Here is a 22,852-nt window from a genome sequence, read left to right as displayed (position 1 = left end):
CCTTACATTATTTGAAATATTCTACTGCAGATTCGAATATCTTCATATCATAGATTCCAGGCACATTCTTATATAGATCTTTACCTATCCTCTCTGAATGTCCCATCTTTCCAATTACCCTTCCATCTGGTGATGTTATGCCTTCGATAGCGTAATATGAACCGTTAGGATTGTATTGGATGTCGGAAGTAACCTGCCCGGCCATATCTACATACTGAGTCAGTATCTGACCATTATCAGCAAGTTCTCTGATCAAGCTGTCCGGTGCGATGAATCTTCCTTCACCATGAGATATTGGAACCATGAAAACATCGCCGGCGTTTACCTTGGACATCCATGGTGACTTATTGGAAGCCACTCGAGTTCTGACGATCTTAGATTGATGACGTCTGATTTCATTGAATGTCAATGTCGCGCTGTTTTCATCTGTTTCTACTATTTTACCATAAGGCACAAGCCCCAGTTTTACCAAAGCCTGGAAACCATTGCAAATACCGGCCATGAGACCATCTCTGTTGTCCAGAAGATCTGTTACGGCTTCTTTTATCTCAGCATTTCTGAAGAAAGCTGTTATAAATTTGCCGGATCCGTCAGGCTCATCTCCTCCTGAGAATCCGCCAGGAATGAATATGATCTGCGACTTTCTGATGCCAGCCGCAAATTCTTCTACTGACTTGGCTACAGCCTCTGATGAAAGGTTGTTTATAACAAAGATCTCTGGGTCTGCTCCTGCGTCTCTGAAGGCCTTGGCTGAGTCGTACTCGCAGTTTGTGCCCGGAAATACCGGTATCAGTACCTTAGGAACAGCAATTGTAGTCTTAGGGTGAACTTTATCCTTACTGTTAAATGTGAAAGTATCGAGCTTTTTCAGTTCCGGCTTGATGTTGCATTTATATACTGGCTCCAGTTTATTCTCATAAGCCATGTAGAGCTCTTCCATAGGCAAAGCATTGCTGCCCCACTCCATGGTGTTTCTGGCTGTGGTTTCTCCCAGCAAAGTAGCATTATTACCTTCTATATTGACATTTTTATCTGTTTCAATAACGAAGGCACCGTAATGATATCCAAATATATCATCTAAGGACAGCTTGTCATCATATCTGAAACCTATTCTGTTGCCCATGGACATTTTCAGTACAGACTCTGCAACACCGCCATATCCCGGCGTATAGGCTGCTTTAATGAGTCCGTTATAATTCATAGAGTTCATAGTAGTGAATATCTTCTTGAGTGACTCACCTGTAGGTAAACCATCTTCATCATATTCAGGAGTTAACAGAATACATTTACTGTTAACGTCTTTAAATTCAGGAGTGATTATCCTATCGGCTTTATCAGTTGTGACCGCAAATGATATCAATGTCGGCGGGACATCTATGTCCTCAAAGGTTCCACTCATTGAATCTTTGCCACCGATGGCGGCTACTCCCAGTTCCTTTTGTGCTTTGAAAGCACCTAAAACCGCTGCCATTGGCTTGGCCCAGCGTTTGCCATCATTACCAGGCTTTTCGAAGTATTCCTGGAATGACAGATATACGTCTTTAAACGAAGCCCCTGTAGCAATAAGTTTGGAAACTGACTCTACTACTGCCAGGTAAGCACCGTGATATGGGCTTGCGCTGGATATCATAGGGTTGAATCCCCAGGACATAAGCGAGCATGTATCCGTATGTTTTTTCTCTATGGATACCAGATCGACCATTGACTGTACCGGCGTTCTCTGGTATTTGCCTCCGAAAGGCATCATAACAGAGCCTGCACCTATGGTCGAGTCGAATTCTTCTGACAGTCCCCTCTTGGAGCAGACGTTCAAATCTCCTGCCAGATCCATATAGTCTTTCCGGAAATCACTGCCGTGTTCCTTTCTGAAGTCTGTATGCTTAGGAATTTCAATATTTATGTGTTTCTCTGCGCCGTTGGTATCCAAGAAAGCCCTGGAAATATTCACTATTGCTTTACCGTTCCAGTATTCTCTCAGATATGGATCATCCTTAACAACTGCGACTCTAGTAGCCTCAAGGTTTTCTCCCTCAGCCAGCTTGCAGAAGGCATCTGCATCTTCTGCAGCAACTACTACGGCCATTCTCTCCTGGGACTCGCTGATTGCCAGTTCGGTACCATCCAGTCCTTCGTATTTCTTGGTCACAGCGTTTAAGTCTACTTCCAGTCCATCGGCAAGTTCTCCGATAGCAACGGAAACCCCGCCTGCTCCGAAATCGTTGCAGCGTTTGATCATTTTAGATGCTTCAGGGTTTCTGAAGAGCCGCTGAAGTTTCCTTTCCTCTGGGGCGTTGCCCTTCTGGACTTCTGCGCCACAGGTCTTCAGCGATTCAAGTGTATGTTTCTTAGAAGATCCTGTAGCTCCGCCACATCCATCTCTTCCGGTCTTTCCACCGAGAAGGATTACTATGTCGCTGTCTACAGGTCTTTCTCTGCGAACGTTTTCTGCAGGGGCTGCCGCTATGACAGCGCCGACTTCCATCCTCTTAGCTACATAGCCTGGATGATAGAGTTCGTCTACCTGACCAGTCGCAAGTCCTATCTGATTTCCGTAGGAACTGTACCCGTCAGCGGCTGTGGTCACCAGTTTACGCTGAGGCAGTTTTCCTTTCAGAGTCTCAGACACTGGCTTAAGTGGATCTGCTGCGCCGGTAACTCTCATAGCGCCATAGACATAGCTCCTTCCTGAAAGCGGATCTCTGATGGCTCCGCCTATGCAAGTAGCAGCACCTCCGAAAGGCTCGATTTCAGTAGGATGATTATGAGTCTCATTCTTGAACAAAAGGAGCCATTTTTCGGTCTTTCCGTCAACGTCTACATCCATTTTTACAGTGCAGGCATTTATTTCCTCTGACTCATCCAATTTGTCCATAAGACCTTTAGATTTCAAGTATTTAGCTGCCAGTGTACCTATATCCATAAGTGTTACAGGCTTGGTCCTGTTTAGTTTTTCACGGGTTCTGATGTAGTCTTCATAGGTCTTCTGTATTTCAGGATCCTCGAATGTCACACTGTCTATAGTCGTATTGAAAGTCGTGTGGCGACAGTGATCCGACCAGTAAGTATCTATTACCTTGATCTCTGTTATAGTTGGATCCCTGTGTTCTGATTTGAAGTAGTTTTGGCAGAATTCCAGGTCTCCCCTATCCATTGCAAGACCATATTCCTTGATGAATTCGCCGCATGCCTCATCATCCATATTGTTGAATCCATCCAGAGTCTTGACTTCTGTAGGGATATCGTAATCTGTCTTTAAAGTGTCATACTCTTCCAGTGAAGCCTCTCTTGCTTCCACAGGGTTAATAACGTAGTTCTTAATAGTATCTATATCCTTATGGCTGAGATCACCTTTCATTATATAAATCTTAGCAGTTCTCACTACAGGTCTCTCGCCTTTAGAAATGAGCTGTATGCACTCTGCTGCTGACTCAGCTCTCTGATCGAACTGTCCCGGCAAATACTCTACAGCAAATACCTTGTCTGAATCGGAGATATTCAGTTTATCATATGCGTTGTCTACCTGAGGCTCTGAAAATACAGTAGTTTCTGCATATTTAAAGAGATTTTCTGGAAGATTTTCAACATCATATCTATTCACTATTCTCAGGTCGTCGAAATCATTCAACTGGAACAGACTGATCATTTCCTTCCTCAGAGATTCAGCTTCGCTGGCAAATTCATCTTTCTTTTCTACATAAATCCTGTAAACCATTATTTACCCTCCATTGCTTTTAGTGCTTTCTGGCCGATATCGTGTCTGTAGAATCCATCTTCAAATGATATCTTCTCTACAGACTTGTAGGCTTTATCTATGGCTTCTCTTATATCGCTGCCGCGTTCAGTTACTCCCAAGACCCTGCCGCCGTTGGAACGCAGTGAACCGTCAGCTTCGACGGTAGCTCCTGCGACATATACATTTTTCACATCCTCAGGTATGCTTATAGGATAACCCTTGCCATATGACCCCGGGTATCCCTTCGTTGCCATTACTACACAGCAGGCAGCATCCTTAGCGAAGGAAACCTTTGCACTTGACAGTGTTCCCCTTGAAACATGCAGGAATATATCCATAAGGTCGCTGTCCAGTAACGGCAAGACAACCTGTGTCTCAGGGTCTCCGAATCTGCAGTTATATTCTATGACTTTAGGTCCTTCTTCCGTAAGCATGAGGCCGAAGTACAGGCAGCCGGAAAAGCTTCTGTTCTCCCTGTTCATGGCTATCATCGTAGGCAGGAATATCTCTTCCTCGCACTGATCTGCAATTTCCTGGGTGTAATAAGGATTCGGAGCTATGGTTCCCATGCCGCCAGTATTGAGGCCTTTATCGCCGTCCTGAGCCCTTTTATGGTCCATAGAGGATACCATAGGTATCAGTGTCTTTCCGTCGGTAAATGACAGAACTGAGACCTCTGGGCCTGTAAGGAATTCTTCTATGACCACGCAACTGCCGCTGTCGCCGAACATCTTATCTTCCATCATTGATTCTACGGCATTTCTGGCAGTATCTCTATCTTCCGCTATTATGACGCCTTTCCCCTTGGCAAGACCGTCAGCTTTGACAACTACAGGTATCTTGCAGTCTTCAACATACTTCAGAGCAGGCTCCATTTCAGTAAACACCTCGTACTGAGCAGTAGGAATGCCATATTTCTTCATAAGATCTTTAGCGAAGGCCTTGCTTCCCTCTATTATGGCTGCATCCTTGTGGGGTCCGAAGCAAGGTATCCCCTTGTCTTCCAGCATATCCACCAGACCCATTACAAGGGGGTCATCAGGAGCAACTACGGCAAAATCCATCTTGTTTACTTTTGCGAAATCTACAATGGCGTCGAGATCTTCTGCGCCTATATTTACACAGGTTGCGTCAGCGGCGATACCGCCATTGCCCGGCAATGCGTAAATCTCATCCACCTTGGGACTTTCTTTGATCTTTTTGATTATAGCGTGCTCTCTACCGCCACCGCCTACGACCATTACTTTCATATTGATTCCTCCCTTGTCATCAGTGGTGGAACAGGCGCATACCTGTAAATGCCATTACCATATTGTATTTATTGCAGGTATCTATGACATTCTGGTCGCGCACTGAACCTCCCGGCTCTGCTATATAAGTTACGCCGCTTCTTGCGGCTCTTTCTATGTTGTCACCAAACGGGAAAAAGGCATCGCTTCCAAGAGCTACGCCTGTTATAGTCTTCAGATATTCTTTCTGTTCTACCTTAGTAAACGGTTCGGGTTTCCTTGTGAATAAATTCTCCCATGCGCCATCCCTAAGTATTTCTTCTGGCTCTGTGCCCAGATATGAATCTATGGCGTTATCCCTCTCAGGTCTTCTGATATCCTCTTTGAAAGGAAGGTCCAGAACTTTATCGGCCTGTCTCAGGTGCCAGAAATCAGCCTTGTCACCTGCAAGTCTAGTGCAGTGGATTCTGGATTGCTGGCCGGCACCTACGCCTATGGCCTGCCCATCCTGAACAAAGGCTACTGAGTTGGATTGCGTATATTTCAATGTGATCAGGGCTATGACCATGTCGCGTTTAGCTTCTTCAGTCAGAGTTTTATTATCAGTTACTATATTGGTAAAGTCATCAGTTGTCACAGAGTAGTTGTTTCTGCCCTGTTCGAATGTGACGCCGAAAACTTGCTTATGCTCTTTCACGGCAGGTACATAATCAGGATCTATCTTGATTATATTGTAATTGCCCTTTTTCTTGGTCCTGAGTATTTCCAGGGCTTCATCAGTGTATCCCGGAGCTATGATGCCGTCAGATACTTCCCTTTTCAGCAGTGTAGCCGTTGTAGCGTCGCAGATGTCGCTGAGAGCGGCAAAATCTCCAAAGGATGACATTCTGTCGGTGCCTCTGGCTCTTGCGTAGGCTGTGGCTATGGGCGAGTCGTCAAGTCCCTCTATATCGTCAACAAAACACGCTCTTTTCAGTTTATCGCCCATCCTGACGCCTACTGCGGCCGATGTAGGACTGACATGCTTGAATGACGCTGCTGCCGGCATTCCAAGGCAGTCTTTCAGTTCCTTTACAAGCTGCCAGCTGTTGAATGCATCCAGGAAGTTAATGTATCCAGGCTTGCCGTTGAGTATCTCAACAGGAAGATCTGTTCCATCGTCCATAAATATCCTGGCCGGTTTCTGATTTGGGTTACATCCGTATTTTAATTGGAATTCTTTCATGGAAGCCCTCCTAGCTTATTTGTTCTTATTGATCAGGCGATTTTCCGCCTTTCCTGTTGCTATGTCTACATATCTCGTATATAAAGATATCTTATTGTCTTTATCGAGATTATTCCATATTTCATCAGTGAAATCATCTATACTGTCAGGTATCAGTACCCTTTCTGGCTCACCCATGAAAGTAGGTATGGGATCGCCGTCAGTGATATATGTGTGGATGAAATGCCCCAGGCCCGCCTTGGCGTTGTAATTAAAGAAATACCTGCTGCATTGACTGCCTTCTGCATCAAGGCTCTTTAATATGCTGATTTTATATCTGAAGCCATCTTTTTCTTCGAAATTCAGGACGCCGCTTATTCTCGGAGTCCAGTTAGGGCCGTCAGGTTCGAATTCTCTCGTCATAAGAGCATCCTCGAAACTTCCTCCCTCGATTCTGTATCTCTCAATGGTATCAGTCTGATCGCCGTTTGTCACTATGATCTCATGATCGATCTTCCTTATCGGATAATATATTATCAGTGAAGGATCCTCGACTTTAGATTCGTCGAATGGCTTGATCATCAGATCATCCTCCTGCTCCACAAATACTCTGTTTCTGCTGTTTTCCGACCTGCCCATGATAAAATATGCTATAGCCGCCTTTTCACCGTCCTCACTGCGGCCGATCACCAGTCCGCGGCCCACATAAGGGTTTCCGGACAGATATTCCTTCATAGGTTTAGTTTCATATACGTCCATTATCTGATTCCTTTCATGATTTCATAGGATATTTTCTCTGTGGCCTGCGGAAGCAGTATCCATTCTGCCTGGGTCATTACTCTCTTCTGAAGTATTTCAGGAGTGTCCCCGTCCATTACATCTACGGCTTTCTGTGCTATTATTTCTCCGCCGTCGGTTACCTCATTAACAAAATGTACAGTGGCGCCTGTCACCTTGACTCCGTAGGCCAGGGCTTTCTCGTGGACATGGAGTCCGTAGCAGCCGTCCCCACAAAAGGAAGGTATCAGTGCAGGATGGATATTGATGATCCTGCTTCTGTATTCGTTTATGAATTCCGGGCTCAGTATTTTCAGAAATCCGGCCAGAACTATGAGTTCTATGCCCTTTTCTCTGAAAATATTCAGAATATCGGATTCACCTGTCATGATCACAGCTTCAATGCCATTCTGTTCAGCCCTTGTTAAAGCATAAGCATCGCTTTTATTTGATGCTACCATGACGATCTCACCGCTTTTGATAATACCGCTTTTTTCAGCGTCTATCAAAGCCTGAAGGTTAGTACCGCCACCGGAAACCATTACTGCTATTTTGGTTTTGGAACCTAGCATATTACTACACCCTCTTCTGATTCTACGGTTTCACCGAGGATATATGCATCCTCCCCTGCCTCATGAAGTGTAGCCAAAGCTTTCTCGGCATCTTCCGGTGCTACTATGCATGTCATTCCTACGCCCATGTTATAAGTGTTGAACATATCTCTTTCAGGTATGTTGCCCTTAGCTGCCAGCAAATCGAATATCGGAAGCACTCTGATAGCGCTTCTTTCGATTTTAACGCCCATACCCTTTGGAAGGCTCCTTGGTATGTTTTCATAGAAGCCACCTCCTGTAATGTGTGCGACAGACTTGACTGTTACTGCGTCGAACAGCTTCAGCATTGGTTTTACATATATTTTAGTCGGCGTCAGAAGTGTTTCTCCAATAGACTTTCCACCTAGTTCAGGATATTTCTCACTGAGGTCTGCGTTTTCCACATCGAATACCTTCCTTACGAGAGAGAATCCATTGGAATGAATGCCAGATGAAGGAAGACCGATGAGTACATCGCCGGCCTTGATGTTTTCTTTGTTCAAAACCCGGGATTTATCAACGACTCCAACAGCGAAGCCAGCCAGGTCGTATTCATCTATAGGATAAAATCCTGGCATTTCTGCTGTTTCGCCTCCAATGAGAGCTGATTCGGACTGAACACAACCCTCTGCTACGCCGCTTACTATCTGAGCGATTTTGTCAGGATAGTTCTTACCGCAGGCTATATAGTCCAGGAAGAACAAAGGTTTAGCTCCTACGCAAATGATGTCGTTCACACACATGGCAACGCAGTCGATGCCTACAGTGTCATTTTTGTCCATGAGAAAAGCCAGCTTTAACTTAGTTCCTACGCCGTCTGTGCCGCTTACCAGGACAGGTTCGTTGATGCCCTTCATATCAAGATGGAACAGCCCGCCGAAGCCCCCAAGGTCCGACGTGTCGCCGAAAGCCATGGTCTTGGCAATGTGCTTTTTCATAAGTTCTACCGACTTGTATCCGGCTGTGATATCAACGCCGGCATCCTTATAACTTTCACTGAAACTCTTAGCCATTTTTCTCTCCTTACTCTTTCTCACTGATTTTCTTTTCGAATCTGTCTTTCTCGCCTTCTGTTGGTATGGCCGTAGCGTAATTTCCGCTGAAGCAACCGTCACAGAAGCCTTCTCCCGGCTTATTGCCGATCAGCATATTCAAATGATTTATATCCAAATATCCCATACTGTCTACGCCAATGACCTCTGCTATCTGCTCTAGAGGATATTTGCAGGCAATGAGATTTTCCTTAGAATCGATGTCAGTTCCATAATAGCATGGATTCGTAAAAGGAGGTGCTGACGATCTCATATGGACTTCTGTGGCACCGGCTTCTCTCAGCAACCTTACTATTCTGGCGCAGGTAGTGCCGCGAACGATAGAGTCATCTACCAGGACTACCCTCTTGCCTCTGACTGTGTCAGCAAGTACATTCAGTTTGATTCTGACTTTGTCCTCTCTGACCTTTTGTCCCGGCGCGATAAATGTACGGCCGATGTATTTGTTCTTAATGAAGCCTATTCCGTAAGGTATGCCCGATTGTCTTGCGTAGCCTATAGCGGCATCAAGACCAGAATCAGGAACTCCGACTACAACGTCAGCCTGAACAGGATGCTCCATAGCCAGACATGCTCCGGCCTTGACTCTGGCACCGTGCACGCTCTTTCCCTCGATTACAGAATCAGGTCTTGCAAAGTATAAATACTCGAAAATGCATATCTGATGTGGTTTTTTATTGCAATGGTCATCTATATTCCTGACGCCGTCAGCATCGAATATTACTATTTCTCCAGGTTCTATATCTCTTATATATTTAGCTCCGACTGCGTCTAAGGCGCAGGTTTCTGAAGCTACTATGTAAGTTCCGTCATCTCTCTGACCGTAACAAAGAGGTCTGTAACCATACTCGTCTCGGACTGCTATGAGTTTGGACGGTGACATGATCACCAGGGAATACGCTCCCTGAAGTTTATTCATAGCTTTATTGACGGCTTCTTCTATAGAATCGCTGTGTATGCGTTCTTTAGTAATGATATATGAGATCACTTCCGTATCACTGGTAGTATGGAAAATCGATCCTTCCATTTCAAGGTCATGACGCAATTCATATGAATTTACAAGATTTCCGTTGTGGGCAAGAGCCATGCGCCCTTTATGATGATTTACTAGTATAGGTTGGGAATTCAGCCTGTCATTATGGCCTGTAGTACCGTAACGCACATGACCTACAGCCATCTGTCCCTGTCCCAGATCTTCGATATTCTGTTGTGTGAAAACATCGTTTACCAATCCCGTATCCTTGTAACTGTTAAAGATACCGTCATCATTGACAACTATGCCGCAACTTTCCTGACCTCTGTGCTGTAAGGCAAAGAGCCCGTAATATGTAGTGCTGGCCACATCCTGTGTTTCTGTACCGAATACGCCGAATACGCCGCATTCCTCTCTTAAACCGCTCATTTGTCTCTCCTATTTATTAAACTTATCTTCAACTGCTTTATTTTTCGAAAGGACTTTATCTGCTGCTGCCTTTCTCTGGGCATCTAATTTAGCTGCGAGTTCTGCGTCTTCTATAGCTATCATCTGGGCAGCCAAAAGCCCTGCGTTCTGTGCTCCATCTATGGCCACAGTTGCTACAGGTATTCCGCCGGGCATCTGAACTGTAGATAGCAGTGCATCCAAACCGTCTAACGTTGACGATTTTACAGGTACGCCTATTACAGGCAAAGTCGTGTTGGCTGCTAAAGCACCGGCAAGATGGGCTGCCTTTCCTGCTGCCGCAATAATTACTCCGAAGCCTCTTTCTCTTGCGTTTGCAGAAAAGTCTTTAGCTTCTGCAGGAGTTCTATGGGCCGAATAGACATGTACCTCATACGGCACACCTAATTCTTCCAATGCATTGATTGCTTTCTCAACTACTGGCAGATCGCTGTCGCTGCCCATTATTATTCCAACTTTTTTCATATGTATCTAACCTCCAAATAAACCAAAAGTATCTATAGACAACTTTATCATAGATACTTTTTGTCTTCAACATTCGTTCAGCAAAAAGTAGAATAAATGCAAGAATTCTTTACGATTTATTGATAAATCAGGTGAAATCGCGAACTATATTATGGCGTTATGGTATTATAGTTCGTAATCAATGGGCATCAAGATATGACTGTAAAATTAATACTGCAGCCTGCTTATCTATGACTTGTTTACGTTTTTTTCTGCTCACATCTGCCTCGACAAGTACTCGCTCTGCCTGTACGGTAGTTAGTCTTTCATCCTGCCATATGATTTCTATGCCTTTCATGGCTGTACTGCGCATTTTATTCTCAAGCATAGTGCCGAATTCACGTACCTTTCCTGTCTGTTCGCTGTCTGTTCCATTCATACTGAGAGGAAGTCCTATTACTATGCCATCGCAATCGTATTCTCTGACCAGATCCAGGACTTTACCAGTATCCTTACGTATGCCTACTCTATCTAAAGTAGTGACTCCCTGGGCTGTTATGCCAAGAGGGTCACTGACAGCTATTCCGACGGTCCTATCACCTACATCAAGTCCGATTTTTCTCATTTTCCTACCTCATAATAAAAAAACGGCAAGCTAACATAATAACCTGCCGTCTTCAAGACGTTATTTTTTCAGATACTCTTTCAGTATCTCTTCAACCAGATCATCTCTGTCTATGCGGCTTATCATAAGTCGCGCATTGTTATGACTGGTAATGTACGAAGGGTCGCCTGACAAAATGTAGCCGACCATCTGATCGATACCGTTGTAACCTCTTTCCTCCAGGGCATCATAAACTGTCTCGAGGATCTCCTTAGTTGTTCTTTGCTGTGTTTTAGTAGCATCAAACATTATAGTCTTCTTATTATCCATGTTACGACCTCCTTTGAACCTATTATACTATGATAACAACTCTTCTGCAACCTTAAATGCGTTAGAAATTCCTGAAGGATCCTTACCGCCGGCTTGAGCCATATCAGCTTTACCTCCACCTCCGCCTTTCACAGCCGGAGCTATTTTCTTGATCATATTTCCTGCGTGATAGCCTTTATCAAGCAGATCATCTGTTACAGAAACAAGCATAGTTACCTTGCCTCCGCTTACAGTTGCAAATACCATTACAGTACTCTGATTCTTCGCCTTTATTTCATCAGACAAGCTCCTCAGATCTTCTATTTTCATATCCTTGAATTCTTTAGTTATTAATTTGATATCGCCTATGTTCTCAGCTGCCGATACTATATCATCTAGTTCAGAACCGATAGCATCTTTCTTCATGTCATCTAATTCTTTTCTGGATTCCTTCAACTCGTCCATAAGGCCTGCAGCCCTGGTTACTATTACATTAGGACTTGCCTTTACTATCTGAGCGACCTCTTCTATAGTATTCTCTGCTTTCTTAGCCGCATCCAGCACACCGGTGCCCGTATAAGCTACGATTCTTCGAACACCAGATGCCACACCGGTTTCAGAAACTATCTTCATAGAACCGATCTGCCCGATATTAGCGACGTGTGTGCCTCCACACAGTTCCTTGCTCCATTCGCCGCAATTTACTACGCGGACCTTATCGCCGTACTTTTCTCCAAATAGAGCCATAGCACCCATAGTCTGAGCTTCTTTCATGGAAGTTTCTACCGTATTGACCGGTAAGAACTCGCAGATTTTTTCATTTACGATATTCTCGACCTTTATTAAATCTTCCTTAGAAACAGCTTCGAAGTGAGTGAAATCAAATCTCAGTTCCTTCTCATTGACGTAGGAACCAGCCTGCTCTACATGATTACCAAGTACTTCTCGCAATGCCTTCTGTAAAAGATGCGTAGCTGTATGGTTTCTGGCTGTCTTATTCCTCTTTACTACATTCACATGGCATTCTACAGTTTCTCCACAGTTGATACTGCCTTCAACTACCGTGCCCTTGTGGGCATATATTCCCTGTGTCTTGGACACGGACAAAATCTGTACCTTGCCCTCTTCGGTTGACATAAATCCGTTATCAGAAACCTGACCGCCGCCTTCAGCATAGAAAGGCGTTTTGTCAAGGTAGACTATCACATTCTCCCCTGCACTGGCGAACTCAGCTTCCTCACCTTCTTTATATAATTTAAGGACCTTACACTGATCCACCAAATCATTGTATCCGGTGAATTCAGTCTCTGGAACATCTACAACTATGTCGGCATCTTTCCATGCTTCCTCGTCTGTAGATTTCCTGCCGGCTCTGGCTGTTTCCTTCTGCTGCTTCATGTTTTCATCGAAACCTTCCACATCAGCTGTCATATTATTTTCCTCAAGGATCTCCTCAGTAAGTTCCAGCGGGAATCCATAAGTGTCGTAAAGCTTGAATGCCTTATCTCCACTGAGTACGGTCTTATTTTCCTTCTTCATATCATCGATGCATTCAGTTATTATAGAGCATCCCTGATCCAAAGTAGTAGCAAATTTACATTCCTCAAGGGATATTATCTTCTTGATATAATCCTGTTTTTCCAAAAGTTCAGGATATGCCTCTTTGGATACTTCTATGACTCTATCAGCAAGTCCCTGCAGGAAATTACCTTCAATTCCGAGGATACGGCCGTGTCTGGCTGCTCGTCTTATGAGTCTGCGCAAAACATAGCCTCTGCCTTCGTTTGACGGTATGATGCCGTCTGATATCATGAACACCATAGAACGCATATGATCCGTGATTATTCTCATGGAAACGTCTGCCTTAGCGTCCCCCGCCTCATATTCTTTGCCACATAGGTCTACTACGCCGTTAAGAATGTATCTGATAGTATCTACATCAAAAATAGAATCTACATCCTGCATTACGCAGGCCATTCTTTCAAGTCCCATGCCTGTATCTATGTTAGGATGAGCAAGATCAGTGTAGGATCCATCTTCTTCTTTAGAGAACTGCGTGAATACATGATTCCATATCTCGATATATCTGTCACATTCGCATCCGGGTCTGCAATCCGGCTTACCACAGCCATATTCAGGACCTCTGTCGAAAAATATCTCAGAGTCAGGACCGCAAGGTCCCAGACCTATTTCCCAGAAATTATCTTCTTTGCCGAGACGTACGATCCTGTCGTCAGGAAGACCTATGACATCATGCCATATTCTATATGCTTCATCATCATCCAGGTATATAGTTGCCCAGATCTTATCCGCTGGCATTTTCAGGTATTCGGTCAGGAATTCCCAGCCCCAGGTAAGTGACTTTTCCTTGAAATAATCACCAAAAGAGAAATTGCCCAGCATCTCAAAGAACGTGCCGTGTCTGGAAGTGAGTCCAACATTATCTATATCACCCGTTCTTATACATTTCTGACAGGTAGTCATTCTCTTAGCCGGTGGCACTTCTGCTCCGGAGAAATAGTTCTTCAAAGGAGCCATTCCAGAGTTTATTATCAAAAGAGATTTATCGTTCTTAGGTATAAGTGAAGCGCTCTTTCCGGGATAATGATCCTTACTAACATAAAAATCCCTGAACATCTTCCTTATTTCATTTAAGCCTAGCTTTTCCATATATAATATCTTCCTCCAAAATTACAACAATGATTTATTATACTATAAACCCTTGAATTTTTCAATTATACTTATTATATCCTTCTCCACAGGGGTAATGTCAGTGGCCTCGAATGAATATATCTTCAGTTTTGATTCTGTCCCTGAAGGCCTGATTATAAGAGTACTGCCCTTCTCCAGGTCAAACTGTATCACATCCGCCTTTGGAAGGCCCGTATTTTCATTGTAATCGATTTTATCTACTATTTTCAAACCACCGATCGAATCATTGACTTCGTCTCTGAAATAAGCCATGATCCTATTCATTTTATCGGCGCCCTCCGCGCCGTTGAAGAAGTAATTTCTGGTCTTATCTACGCAGACTCCATATTTATCGTAGAGTTCGTTCAATCTGTCTATCATATCTTTTCCATGGGATTTATGATAAGCTGCCATTTCTAATGTGATCATAACGCCGCTTACGCCGTCTTTATCACAGATGAATGGCGATATGAGATACCCGTTGCTTTCTTCGAAACCGTAATAGTATTTATTTTCATCATTTTCAGATTTAAGATCCGATATGATTTCTCCTATATACTTGAAGCCTGTCAATGTGTTTACTACTCTCAGTCCATTATCGCGGGCAATTTTCCCTGCAAGGGGCGAAGATACGATGCTGTTGACCATTATCTGACCAGCCTCAGGAGGCCTCATATGACAAAGGTAATCCAATATCAATATCCCCAGTTGATTTCCTGTCAGAAGCGTGCGCATGCCGTCGTGGTATATGGCAGTTCCTATTCTGTCCGAGTCAGGATCCGTAGCAATAATAATGTCTCCGCCTTCAGAATCCAGATATTTGAATGCCTGGTCATAGGCCAGTATCCTCTCTGGATTTGGTGCCGGGCAGGTAGAAAATTTTTCGTCCGGGTATTCCTGCACCTTCACTATATCGTAATTTTCAAAGCCTATGCCTTTGAAAACGTCTTTCACATATTTACGTCCCGCCCCGTTAAGTGGCGTGTATATCACTTTCAGATCATTGAGAGTGTCATGTTCCAGCTTTGTGGTCATTGAAACTATTTGCTTAACAAAGCTCTTGCCGACTTTATTATTAACGGTAATCACTCCGCTTGGGTCATAATTGATGCCATCGAAATAATCCAGCGATTCTATTTCATCCAGAATAAGATCCGGCTCATGGCCCACTATCTGATATCCATATTTATTATATACTTTATATCCGTTGTAATCTTTAGAGTTATGACTGGCTGTCACCATTATTCCCATATGACATTTCAAATATGATATGGAATAGGAAAGTACCGAAACCGGTGTTATCTCCGGGAATAGGTAAGTCTTGATACCGTTACCATGTAACACGGCCGCAGTCTCCTTAGCATAAAACTCAGAGTTTTTTCTGCTGTCATAGGATATGACAACAGACGGCGCAGAGTACCTTTTGTTCAGGTAATTTGCCACGCCCTGGGTAGCCCTTCTGACTACATAACCGTTGATCCTGTTAGTACCAAGGCCCATAAGGCCGCGCATGCCCGATGTACCAAAAGAAAGGTGGGTATAAAAAGAATCTAATACTTCCTCCTGATTTCCACCTAGTGCCTCAAGCTGCTTCTGAGCCTCATCATCGCCCATAGTGTTGAGCAGCCATCTTTCATATTCAGTTGTCGCTATTGCTTTTATTTCATTAATATCCATATCGTTATTCTATCACATCTATTATAGTAATTATATATCCATAATGTGAGGATTTAGTAATCACTTTCTATAAGTCCGCCGCCTATTACGTAGGCGCTTTCCTCTTCGCTGTCCTTAGCGTAGAATACTATGGACTGGCCGGGTGTTGCTGCGCGTTGTGCTATATCAAAAGTTGCTATGACTCTGCCATTGTCTCCAGCCTTCAATGTGCACGGTGAAAGACCGGCTCCATAGCGTATCTTAGCCAGCAGGCAATCATTATCAACGGTCTCAGGTATTCTTTCTGTAGAATCTGCAACAAAGAAATTGCTGTGGGATACGACATTTTCCTTGAACAGGTCTTTATTGCTGCCTAAGGTGATAGTATTTCCGGCTGGGTCAATCTTTGTAACAAAGGCTGACTTGCCCAGGTTCAGGCCCAGGCCTTTACGCTGGCCAACGGTATAATAAAGCAGGCCTTTGTGTTTGCCGATGACACTGCCGTCACTGTATATAAAATCTCCCTGTTCGCAATGAAAACCGCGATCTTCTATGAAATCCACGTAAGCTTTCTTTCCATCTTCTATGAAGCAGATTTCCTGGCTATCCGCTTTATCTGCAGAAAACAGCTTATGTGACTTTGCAAGATTTCTCGTTTCTTCCTTGTCCTGAAAATTGCCTAAAGGAAATATGATTCTGGATAGTATATCCTGCCCTAGTCGATATAGCATATATGACTGATCTTTCCTCAGACTTGCCGCCTGTTGAACATAATATCTGTCATACCGATTTATTATTCTGGCGTAATGACCTGTAGCAATGTAATATGCGCCTAATTCATCAGCCACATCTATAATGGTCTTGAATTTTACGTTTGGATTGCATACGACGCAAGGGTTAGGCGTATGCCCAATACTGTATTCCCGGCAAAAATCACTGATTACTACCTTTTCAAAAATGTCAGATACATCTCGATGGACAAAAGGTATGTCTAACTGTTCTGCCGCCTTAGCAGCAGCTTCTATGTCAGAACTTCCGTCTCCCATCACATCTAAAAAAAGACCTATGACTTCATAGCCCTTTTCCTTCAACAACAAAGCGGCGGTAGTGCTGTCCACTCCGCCACTCAGTCCAAGTACAACTTTATTATTCCGTAGCTCCTTCATCGTCATCATCCTCATTTGGATCAAATCCTTCTAGTCCCTTATATGTCTTATTATTCTTCTGAGCATAATCATATATGGCAGATTTGATTGCGTGATCAGCCAGAACCGAACAATGTACCTTAACTGCCGGCAGACCTCCAAGTTCATCGATGATTTTCTTATTGCTTACTTCCAAAGCATCTTCAACAGATTTTCCTATGATCATAGTTGTAGCCATGCTTGATGAAGCAATGGCGCTTCCACAACCAAAGGTCTTGAATTTAGCATCTGTAATTATGTCGTCCTTAACTTTTATCTGGACCTGCATCATATCTCCGCAGACAGGGCTTCCGTAAACGCCTGTACCGTCTGCATCTTCTATTTCTCCTACATTTCTTGGATTCATGAAGTGATCCATTACTGTATCATTATATAATCCCATTTCTACCAGCCTTTCTTACTGTTGACTGAGGATATCTCTCTCAATCTTGATACTACCTTTGTCAGGCAATCTATTACATAATCAATGTCTTCCTTAGTGGTGAAATCACCTACTGTGAACCTTATAGTGCCGTGTATCATCTCATCAGGAACTCCTATAGCAGCCAATACATGTGAAGGCTTCAAAGATTTAGATGAGCAGGCTGATCCTGTAGATACAGCGATGCCAAAACTATCCAGCAGTAGAAGAATCGACTCACCTTCAATATATTCAAAGATTACATTAGCATTTCCCGGATGTCTGTGTTCCATATTTCCGTTCACAACCACATCAGGGATATTCTTCTTTATCTGATCCAGGAGATAATTCCTGATATCTGTACAATGTTTGATATGCTTATCAAGATTCTCGCCTGCCAACTCAGCGGCTTTTCCGAAGCCTACGATGCCTGGCAGGTTTTCAGTTCCTGCCCTCTTGCCCATTTCCTGAGCTCCACCGTGGATAAAACTAGGGATCTTGATACCTTTACGCATATACAGAGCTCCCTCGCCCTTAGGTCCATATATCTTATGGGATGACATTGACATCATATCTATGCCCATTTTCTTAACATCTATATGTGTGTTTCCCAATGCCTGAACTGCATCTGTATGGAACAGAATACCGTGGTCATGAGCTACTTTAGCCAGTGCTTCCACAGGTTCTATAGTTCCTATCTCATTATTAATAAACATTATGCTTACCAGAATCGTGTCAGGTCTGATAGCAGCCTCCAGGGATTCAGGAGTTATCGTTCCGTCTTTCTCACAATCAAGATATGTAACCTCGAATCCATTTTTCTCAAGGAACTGGCAGGAATGCAATACTGCATGGTGCTCGATCTTGCTCGTGATTATGTGATTACCTTTTCCTTTGGTCTTCATTGCGTTGGCAACGCTGAAGAGGGTCCAGTTATCAGCTTCACTGCCGCCACCTGTGAAATAAACTTCCGCAGGATCTGCATTTATCAAACCGGCTACCTGTGCCCTTGCCTTATCTATGGCCGCCTTAGATTCAAGGCCTATAGTATAAAGGCTGGATGGATTGCCGAATTTTTCAGTATAATATGGAATCATTTCTTTTAAGACTTCTTCTTTGACCGGTGTAGTCGCCGAATAATCGAGATAAACTCTTCTGGTCTGACTCATATGTTTCTACTCCCTTTCTAAACTTACTTTGTAGATTATACCATATTAAGCAGTTTTCAAACAAAAAAAGAGGATGTTTTTTTGAAAAACTCTCCCCTTTTTCATTGCATTTAACTTAATTCATCTTCTATCTCTACAACGTAGTCATTCTTATCTCGGCCTTCTTCTTTTTCGATGCCTTCAACTATCTCGATCTGATCCAACTGAGCTTTCAGATTCGCCTTGAAGGAATCTATGTATTCCCTGCGCAAAAGTTGTTGCTCAGCCTTTTCATCTTCAGTTAAACCCGAGGTTTTCGACTTTCTGGATAGCTGGTTTATTCTGTTAATTTTTTCTTTTGTAATCATATAATAATTCTCCCTTGCAAGCAAGGTACATTATATCAAAACTTGCCTGACCTTTCAATACCGATCTTCCATGCCAGCAATCCGATAAATTCACTGTATTTGGAAAAATATCAAAAGGAAAATGTTGAAATTTCAACGATTTTTACCTACCCAACCAATAAAAACATTTAATTATTTATAGGGTTTCTAAAGCAATATTTGATTCGATTATTATATACTATTTTAACCATAAAATCAACCCACCATACTTGCCAATTTTACATAATATTTTGCCGTTTTACCTGTTGTGGATTCCGAAATATCATACTCAATTAAATTAGCATTTCTTGTAACACATTTGCAAGTAAATGTACCTAGCCCGTTATCGATGGTAGATTCATAATAACTACTTGCCACACCATTATTATTTAATGTAATATTCCATACTGGACTTGTTACGCCATCAATACTACAAGTAAATGTTACCGCACTATATCCCTGTTTCAATTTATAATCGCTGGTTTCGTTATACGCTGGTGTCACAACAATATCTGCCACAACGGGTTTTGCATTAACGGTAACACTAACTGTATCGCCAATCGCTATATCATTATCAGTTGCTTTATACGACCCACTTACTTCACAACAACCAACTACAAGCCCCTTAATGGTATTAGTGGAATCCACACTTGCTATGGTGGTGTCTGATACGCTCCAATTAATAGTTGGCGTTTCGGTCATAGCAACACCATCTTTTAATACTGATACCGTTAATTGGCTGGTATCGTCCTGATTGAGTGTAACGGTGCTTTCTGTTATATTGGTTGTATAAATAGATGGTTTGGTTTCGTAACGCCACCTGTCAGCAATGCCATTTGTTGTATCGTCATAGGTCGTATCAATGGCAGAACGGGTTAAATGTAGTTCTATCACGCCATTCTGCTCTATCATATCATTGACTTTCCACGCCATCTGATTACCGCCGACATAAAGACGGTCATTTAATAATATATTTTTAGATTGGCTGGTTAACGGCAACTGTAAATGCAAAGAACTTTGGGAAGTGATTATATCGCTATCTATTTTTAAAGATTGGGATATATCATCCGATATACCATAGAATGATGTAAGGGTCGCCTTAGTATTATCAAGTGGATTCTTGACCATAATTTCAATTAACTGGTTGCATTTCTGTAATGTTGATTTCTGATATACCGTTGATTCTTCGGTGATAACCTTTTGGGCTATAAGTGGTATTGTGTCAATCAACACTAAATCGCCCTGATTGACCTTATCAATAGCCGTGTATAATGTTGCGAATTGTTTACCTTCGCCACTATTATTAATACGGAAAAATCCTTTAACGATACCACCGTTTACTTTAATGTCTATGCCCTCACGTTCAAGTGTCGTGATAAACATTCTTTCATTTAGTGTACTCATATCACGCCCCCTTAATTACGATAGAGGTAACATATAGGGTTACTATCATTTACACCATTGGCAGATAGTTCATTAATCCTGTTATCTAATCGGTGGATTCTATCTTGTAAGGCGTTGTATGCCGATGATTGAGTAGTATACTCGGTCTGAACAGTCATATAATAGTCAATATTATTCGATAGTGATTCTAATATTTGCTTGACGGTTTCTAATAATGCTTTCATACAATAATCTTTTTCAAATGTAGCCGTTGATGTTAAGCCGTTTTCGGCTAATAACTCTGCATATTGTTCCTGACTAAAATATAATCTATTGCCCATTTCCAGCAATAATCTTTCTTCATTTGTCATTTTTTCATCTCCTTATATATCTTGTAAACCCTAATTTTTCAATGGTTAGGGTTGGTTTTCAATTTTTTGATGTGGGAAAAAAATGGGTCTGCTAAAGCGGTTTTTTGGGTTTTGGGGTGCCACAAACGTTGAAATTCCAACGGTTACAGCGATTTTGACCCCTTTTTTAACACTAATTTGTGTACTAACACTAAAAATACCATACTAATTTAGTATTAAACACAAATAATTATAGCCCAAATATCCCATCTAATCAGACCCTCTTCAACATTGATTATTCACGCCAATTTTGAACTATTCCCAAAATCGTTCTTTTGGGAAATGTATATAATACCCATAAATCGTTGGTATTTCAATATATACAAGCAATTTGCATAGTAAAATACTTATATAAATCTATTATACAAGCCAATATTAAAGTAAAATTGCCCTGTTATTCCTTATATATATGCACGATTCGTGTATAGACACCACCTATTCTACTACCCAGACCAATACTAATAGTGGTTATAATGGTTTATTATAGCCACTATTCTAAAAATCACAACGATCGTTTTTGATTTATCAGATTCAAGTAATTGGAATAGGTTTAGATAATCAAGTAAATACTTGCAATCAAATCAACACACACACGCCCTATTATCGCCCTTAATAGTTAAAGGTATAATCTATCGTTAATCGTATTAAAATCGATAATAGATACCATTTTAAGCCCCATTCCTATTAAATCCTACCCTTAGAATGTCTGCTAATCGTTTTCGGATTAGGGATTTAGTATTTGGGTTTGATTGTCACCCTAATAATAATAAGTGTATTTATTGTCAACCATTACTTACTATCGTTGGAATTCCAACGGTTGTAGAATTTTGATTTTTATATTTAGGTTGGTGGGTGGTGGGTGGCGTGACGGTCAGGGTTGGCGTGATTCCGTCTTAAAATCGTTGGTATTTCAAGGGTAATCGGGAAATCACTAATATAAATATTATCCCATTATCACCTTTATATTTACTATTGGTTGATAATAACATATATATTGTATACCATAATATTTACCACCACTATATATAGTATATCTATTACCCTTTAATTACCTACCACACCAGTATGTTGTTGGTTAGACGCCTCTAACTCCCTTTCAAGTTCCCTTTGAACATCCGTTATATACGGCGAAACCCTCATAGCAGTTTCTCTCGACATAATACCCAACTCCATTTGTGTTTTAATATCAGATATAATACTACTATCATCAGCAGGTCTATTATAGTTAAATGATATTTCAATATCATTAAAGTTATCATTAACCAACATACCAATATATTCTAACCTCTTATAAAATCCTTTTAAAAGTTCATAACTTGTTTTCTTCGCTAAGTTATCGGCACAATTAAAAAGTAACTTCAAACTAACCTCACTAACATTAGCAACGTTACTTTGTCCGTATAATACACTAGGTACTTGTGCTATCGTATAGAATTGATTAAGCAGATTATCTAATATTACACTAATCGCTGGCGTATCAAGTTGAGCAGTCGCCCATTTGTATTCACCACCAGATTCAATGTTCAATACTGCACCAGTAATATCTTTATCAACACTTGCATCTACCCTATCACCCACGCTAACACCTAATGGGTTAAGTGATAAAGTAGACACGCTATCACTCATTTTAGATAGTAACCCCTCTATCTCGTCTATAATAGGCATTAAATCGTTAACAATACTAGCCCCAAAATAACCACTTCTGTCTAGGTCACCGCAAGTATAATGTATCGGCAGACCCGTTGGGTTATTGTATTCACCCGTAAGCGTACCATTAACATATTCGCTTACTTTATCCGTATCGTATACAGTTTTGTATTCAACGTTGTTTGAATTGTCTATCATATATTCGACGAATTGAACGTACTTACCACCATCGTCATAGATAGGATAAGCGTATTCAGGTCTGATTCCCTTTGATTTTACAACTCCATCTTCATCCTTATAAACATACTCATAGGCGTTGCCATAAGTATAAATATCTTTTGCTATCTGATAATTGAATATTTCACAGTAGGAGCCCCAGAGCGGATCTATGATCCGCTCCAGTAACTCTCTTAAGAAAACCACCGGTTCTCCTCATGGCCCCACATTGACATCATAGTTTTGAATTACGTGAGTAATATTCTCGCATATTCATAGTTCCTGTCTCGATCCAGTATGCAGAGTAAGCGTATCTGTCAACTA

General features: G+C 42.1%; 19 protein-coding genes. All 19 read right to left on the bottom strand.

The features are described from left to right. Nucleotides 1-7: 7 nt before the first annotated feature. Complete coding sequence (locus tag EV211_RS02515; RefSeq protein ID WP_133527861.1) at nucleotides 8-3,712, bottom strand: phosphoribosylformylglycinamidine synthase; 3,705 nt, start codon at nucleotides 3,710-3,712, stop codon at nucleotides 8-10. Further along, on the bottom strand, nucleotides 3,712-4,983 hold the full coding sequence (gene purD, locus EV211_RS02510) for a phosphoribosylamine--glycine ligase (protein ID WP_133527860.1): 1,272 nt from the start codon (nucleotides 4,981-4,983) through the stop codon (nucleotides 3,712-3,714). Before purD ends, EV211_RS02515 begins: the two co-directional genes overlap by 1 nt. Before the next feature lie 19 nt (nucleotides 4,984-5,002). After that, entirely contained in the window at nucleotides 5,003-6,187 is a 1,185-nt protein-coding gene (locus EV211_RS02505) for a phosphoribosylaminoimidazolecarboxamide formyltransferase (RefSeq protein WP_133527859.1), read from the bottom strand. A gap of 15 nt (nucleotides 6,188-6,202) precedes the next feature. Then, nucleotides 6,203-6,925, bottom strand: coding sequence for an IMP cyclohydrolase (locus EV211_RS02500; RefSeq protein WP_243108532.1), 723 nt, complete (start codon nucleotides 6,923-6,925; stop codon nucleotides 6,203-6,205). Then, nucleotides 6,925-7,515 (bottom strand): phosphoribosylglycinamide formyltransferase, encoded by a 591-nt coding sequence (gene purN, locus EV211_RS02495; RefSeq protein WP_133527858.1) that lies wholly within the window; start codon nucleotides 7,513-7,515, stop codon nucleotides 6,925-6,927. The genes EV211_RS02500 and purN overlap by 1 nt, the downstream gene beginning before the upstream one ends. Further along, nucleotides 7,509-8,549 carry a phosphoribosylformylglycinamidine cyclo-ligase gene (gene purM / locus EV211_RS02490; RefSeq protein ID WP_133527857.1) on the bottom strand — a complete coding sequence of 347 codons (1,041 nt, stop codon included), beginning with the start codon at nucleotides 8,547-8,549 and terminating at the stop codon, nucleotides 7,509-7,511. Before purM ends, purN begins: the two co-directional genes overlap by 7 nt. A 10-nt stretch (nucleotides 8,550-8,559) precedes the next feature. Beyond that, nucleotides 8,560-9,990 (bottom strand): amidophosphoribosyltransferase, encoded by a 1,431-nt coding sequence (purF, locus tag EV211_RS02485; RefSeq protein WP_133527856.1) that lies wholly within the window; start codon nucleotides 9,988-9,990, stop codon nucleotides 8,560-8,562. Between the two features lie 9 nt (nucleotides 9,991-9,999). After that, nucleotides 10,000-10,494 (bottom strand): 5-(carboxyamino)imidazole ribonucleotide mutase, encoded by a 495-nt coding sequence (gene purE, locus EV211_RS02480; protein ID WP_133527855.1) that lies wholly within the window; start codon nucleotides 10,492-10,494, stop codon nucleotides 10,000-10,002. Between the two features lie 178 nt (nucleotides 10,495-10,672). Next, nucleotides 10,673-11,098: a Holliday junction resolvase RuvX gene (gene ruvX / locus EV211_RS02475; RefSeq protein WP_133527854.1), complete on the bottom strand. Its 426-nt coding sequence runs from the start codon at nucleotides 11,096-11,098 to the stop codon at nucleotides 10,673-10,675. Nucleotides 11,099-11,158: 60 nt separating this feature from the next. Next, nucleotides 11,159-11,407, bottom strand: a complete 249-nt coding sequence (locus EV211_RS02470) for an IreB family regulatory phosphoprotein (RefSeq protein ID WP_133527853.1) — start codon at nucleotides 11,405-11,407, stop codon at nucleotides 11,159-11,161. A 27-nt stretch (nucleotides 11,408-11,434) separates the two neighbouring features. Next, nucleotides 11,435-14,056, bottom strand: a complete 2,622-nt coding sequence (gene alaS / locus EV211_RS02465; protein WP_133527852.1) for an alanine--tRNA ligase — start codon at nucleotides 14,054-14,056, stop codon at nucleotides 11,435-11,437. A 42-nt stretch (nucleotides 14,057-14,098) separates the two neighbouring features. Further along, on the bottom strand, nucleotides 14,099-15,754 hold the full coding sequence (locus tag EV211_RS02460) for a phospho-sugar mutase (protein ID WP_133527851.1): 1,656 nt from the start codon (nucleotides 15,752-15,754) through the stop codon (nucleotides 14,099-14,101). A gap of 53 nt (nucleotides 15,755-15,807) precedes the next feature. Then, nucleotides 15,808-16,914: a tRNA 2-thiouridine(34) synthase MnmA gene (mnmA, locus tag EV211_RS02455; RefSeq protein WP_133527850.1), complete on the bottom strand. Its 1,107-nt coding sequence runs from the start codon at nucleotides 16,912-16,914 to the stop codon at nucleotides 15,808-15,810. Then, nucleotides 16,880-17,320 carry a Fe-S cluster assembly scaffold protein NifU gene (nifU, locus tag EV211_RS02450; protein ID WP_133527849.1) on the bottom strand — a complete coding sequence of 147 codons (441 nt, stop codon included), beginning with the start codon at nucleotides 17,318-17,320 and terminating at the stop codon, nucleotides 16,880-16,882. Before nifU ends, mnmA begins: the two co-directional genes overlap by 35 nt. A gap of 2 nt (nucleotides 17,321-17,322) precedes the next feature. Further along, nucleotides 17,323-18,507 carry a cysteine desulfurase NifS gene (gene nifS, locus EV211_RS02445; RefSeq protein ID WP_133527848.1) on the bottom strand — a complete coding sequence of 395 codons (1,185 nt, stop codon included), beginning with the start codon at nucleotides 18,505-18,507 and terminating at the stop codon, nucleotides 17,323-17,325. Between the two features lie 110 nt (nucleotides 18,508-18,617). Next, a complete protein-coding gene (locus tag EV211_RS02440; protein ID WP_330564512.1) occupies nucleotides 18,618-18,854 on the bottom strand; it encodes a DUF896 domain-containing protein in 237 nt (78 codons plus the stop codon). A gap of 234 nt (nucleotides 18,855-19,088) precedes the next feature. Continuing rightward, nucleotides 19,089-20,276 (bottom strand): Ig-like domain-containing protein, encoded by a 1,188-nt coding sequence (locus tag EV211_RS02435; protein ID WP_133527847.1) that lies wholly within the window; start codon nucleotides 20,274-20,276, stop codon nucleotides 19,089-19,091. A gap of 11 nt (nucleotides 20,277-20,287) precedes the next feature. Then, a complete protein-coding gene (locus EV211_RS02430) occupies nucleotides 20,288-20,626 on the bottom strand; it encodes a hypothetical protein (RefSeq protein ID WP_133527846.1) in 339 nt (112 codons plus the stop codon). A 1,083-nt stretch (nucleotides 20,627-21,709) separates the two neighbouring features. Continuing rightward, entirely contained in the window at nucleotides 21,710-22,735 is a 1,026-nt protein-coding gene (locus EV211_RS02425; RefSeq protein ID WP_133527845.1) for a phage portal protein, read from the bottom strand. Nucleotides 22,736-22,852: the final 117 nt, after the last annotated feature.

Origin of the sequence: Aminicella lysinilytica (assembly GCF_004362975.1) — a bacterium.
GTDB classification, from domain to species: domain Bacteria; phylum Bacillota; class Clostridia; order Peptostreptococcales; family Anaerovoracaceae; genus Aminicella; species Aminicella lysinilytica.
Note: the sequence above shows the minus strand (reverse complement) of the source record. Positions and strands in the feature narration are given on the sequence as shown.

Excerpts from the sequence above, each read along its gene's own strand:
- EV211_RS02515 (WP_133527861.1), bottom strand. The coding sequence starts at position 3,712 with ATGGTTTACAGGATTTATGTAGAAAAGAAAGATGAATTTGCCAGCGAA.
- purD (WP_133527860.1), bottom strand. The coding sequence starts at position 4,983 with ATGAAAGTAATGGTCGTAGGCGGTGGCGGTAGAGAGCACGCTATAATC.
- EV211_RS02505 (WP_133527859.1), bottom strand. The coding sequence starts at position 6,187 with ATGAAAGAATTCCAATTAAAATACGGATGTAACCCAAATCAGAAACCG.
- EV211_RS02500 (WP_243108532.1), bottom strand. The coding sequence starts at position 6,925 with ATGGACGTATATGAAACTAAACCTATGAAGGAATATCTGTCCGGAAAC.
- purN (WP_133527858.1), bottom strand. The coding sequence starts at position 7,515 with ATGCTAGGTTCCAAAACCAAAATAGCAGTAATGGTTTCCGGTGGCGGT.
- purM (WP_133527857.1), bottom strand. The coding sequence starts at position 8,549 with ATGGCTAAGAGTTTCAGTGAAAGTTATAAGGATGCCGGCGTTGATATC.
- purF (WP_133527856.1), bottom strand. The coding sequence starts at position 9,990 with ATGAGCGGTTTAAGAGAGGAATGCGGCGTATTCGGCGTATTCGGTACA.
- purE (WP_133527855.1), bottom strand. The coding sequence starts at position 10,494 with ATGAAAAAAGTTGGAATAATAATGGGCAGCGACAGCGATCTGCCAGTA.
- ruvX (WP_133527854.1), bottom strand. The coding sequence starts at position 11,098 with ATGAGAAAAATCGGACTTGATGTAGGTGATAGGACCGTCGGAATAGCT.
- EV211_RS02470 (WP_133527853.1), bottom strand. The coding sequence starts at position 11,407 with ATGGATAATAAGAAGACTATAATGTTTGATGCTACTAAAACACAGCAA.
- alaS (WP_133527852.1), bottom strand. The coding sequence starts at position 14,056 with ATGGAAAAGCTAGGCTTAAATGAAATAAGGAAGATGTTCAGGGATTTT.
- EV211_RS02460 (WP_133527851.1), bottom strand. The coding sequence starts at position 15,754 with ATGGATATTAATGAAATAAAAGCAATAGCGACAACTGAATATGAAAGA.
- mnmA (WP_133527850.1), bottom strand. The coding sequence starts at position 16,914 with ATGAGGATGATGACGATGAAGGAGCTACGGAATAATAAAGTTGTACTT.
- nifU (WP_133527849.1), bottom strand. The coding sequence starts at position 17,320 with ATGGGATTATATAATGATACAGTAATGGATCACTTCATGAATCCAAGA.
- nifS (WP_133527848.1), bottom strand. The coding sequence starts at position 18,507 with ATGAGTCAGACCAGAAGAGTTTATCTCGATTATTCGGCGACTACACCG.
- EV211_RS02440 (WP_330564512.1), bottom strand. The coding sequence starts at position 18,854 with ATGATTACAAAAGAAAAAATTAACAGAATAAACCAGCTATCCAGAAAG.
- EV211_RS02435 (WP_133527847.1), bottom strand. The coding sequence starts at position 20,276 with ATGAGTACACTAAATGAAAGAATGTTTATCACGACACTTGAACGTGAG.
- EV211_RS02430 (WP_133527846.1), bottom strand. The coding sequence starts at position 20,626 with ATGACAAATGAAGAAAGATTATTGCTGGAAATGGGCAATAGATTATAT.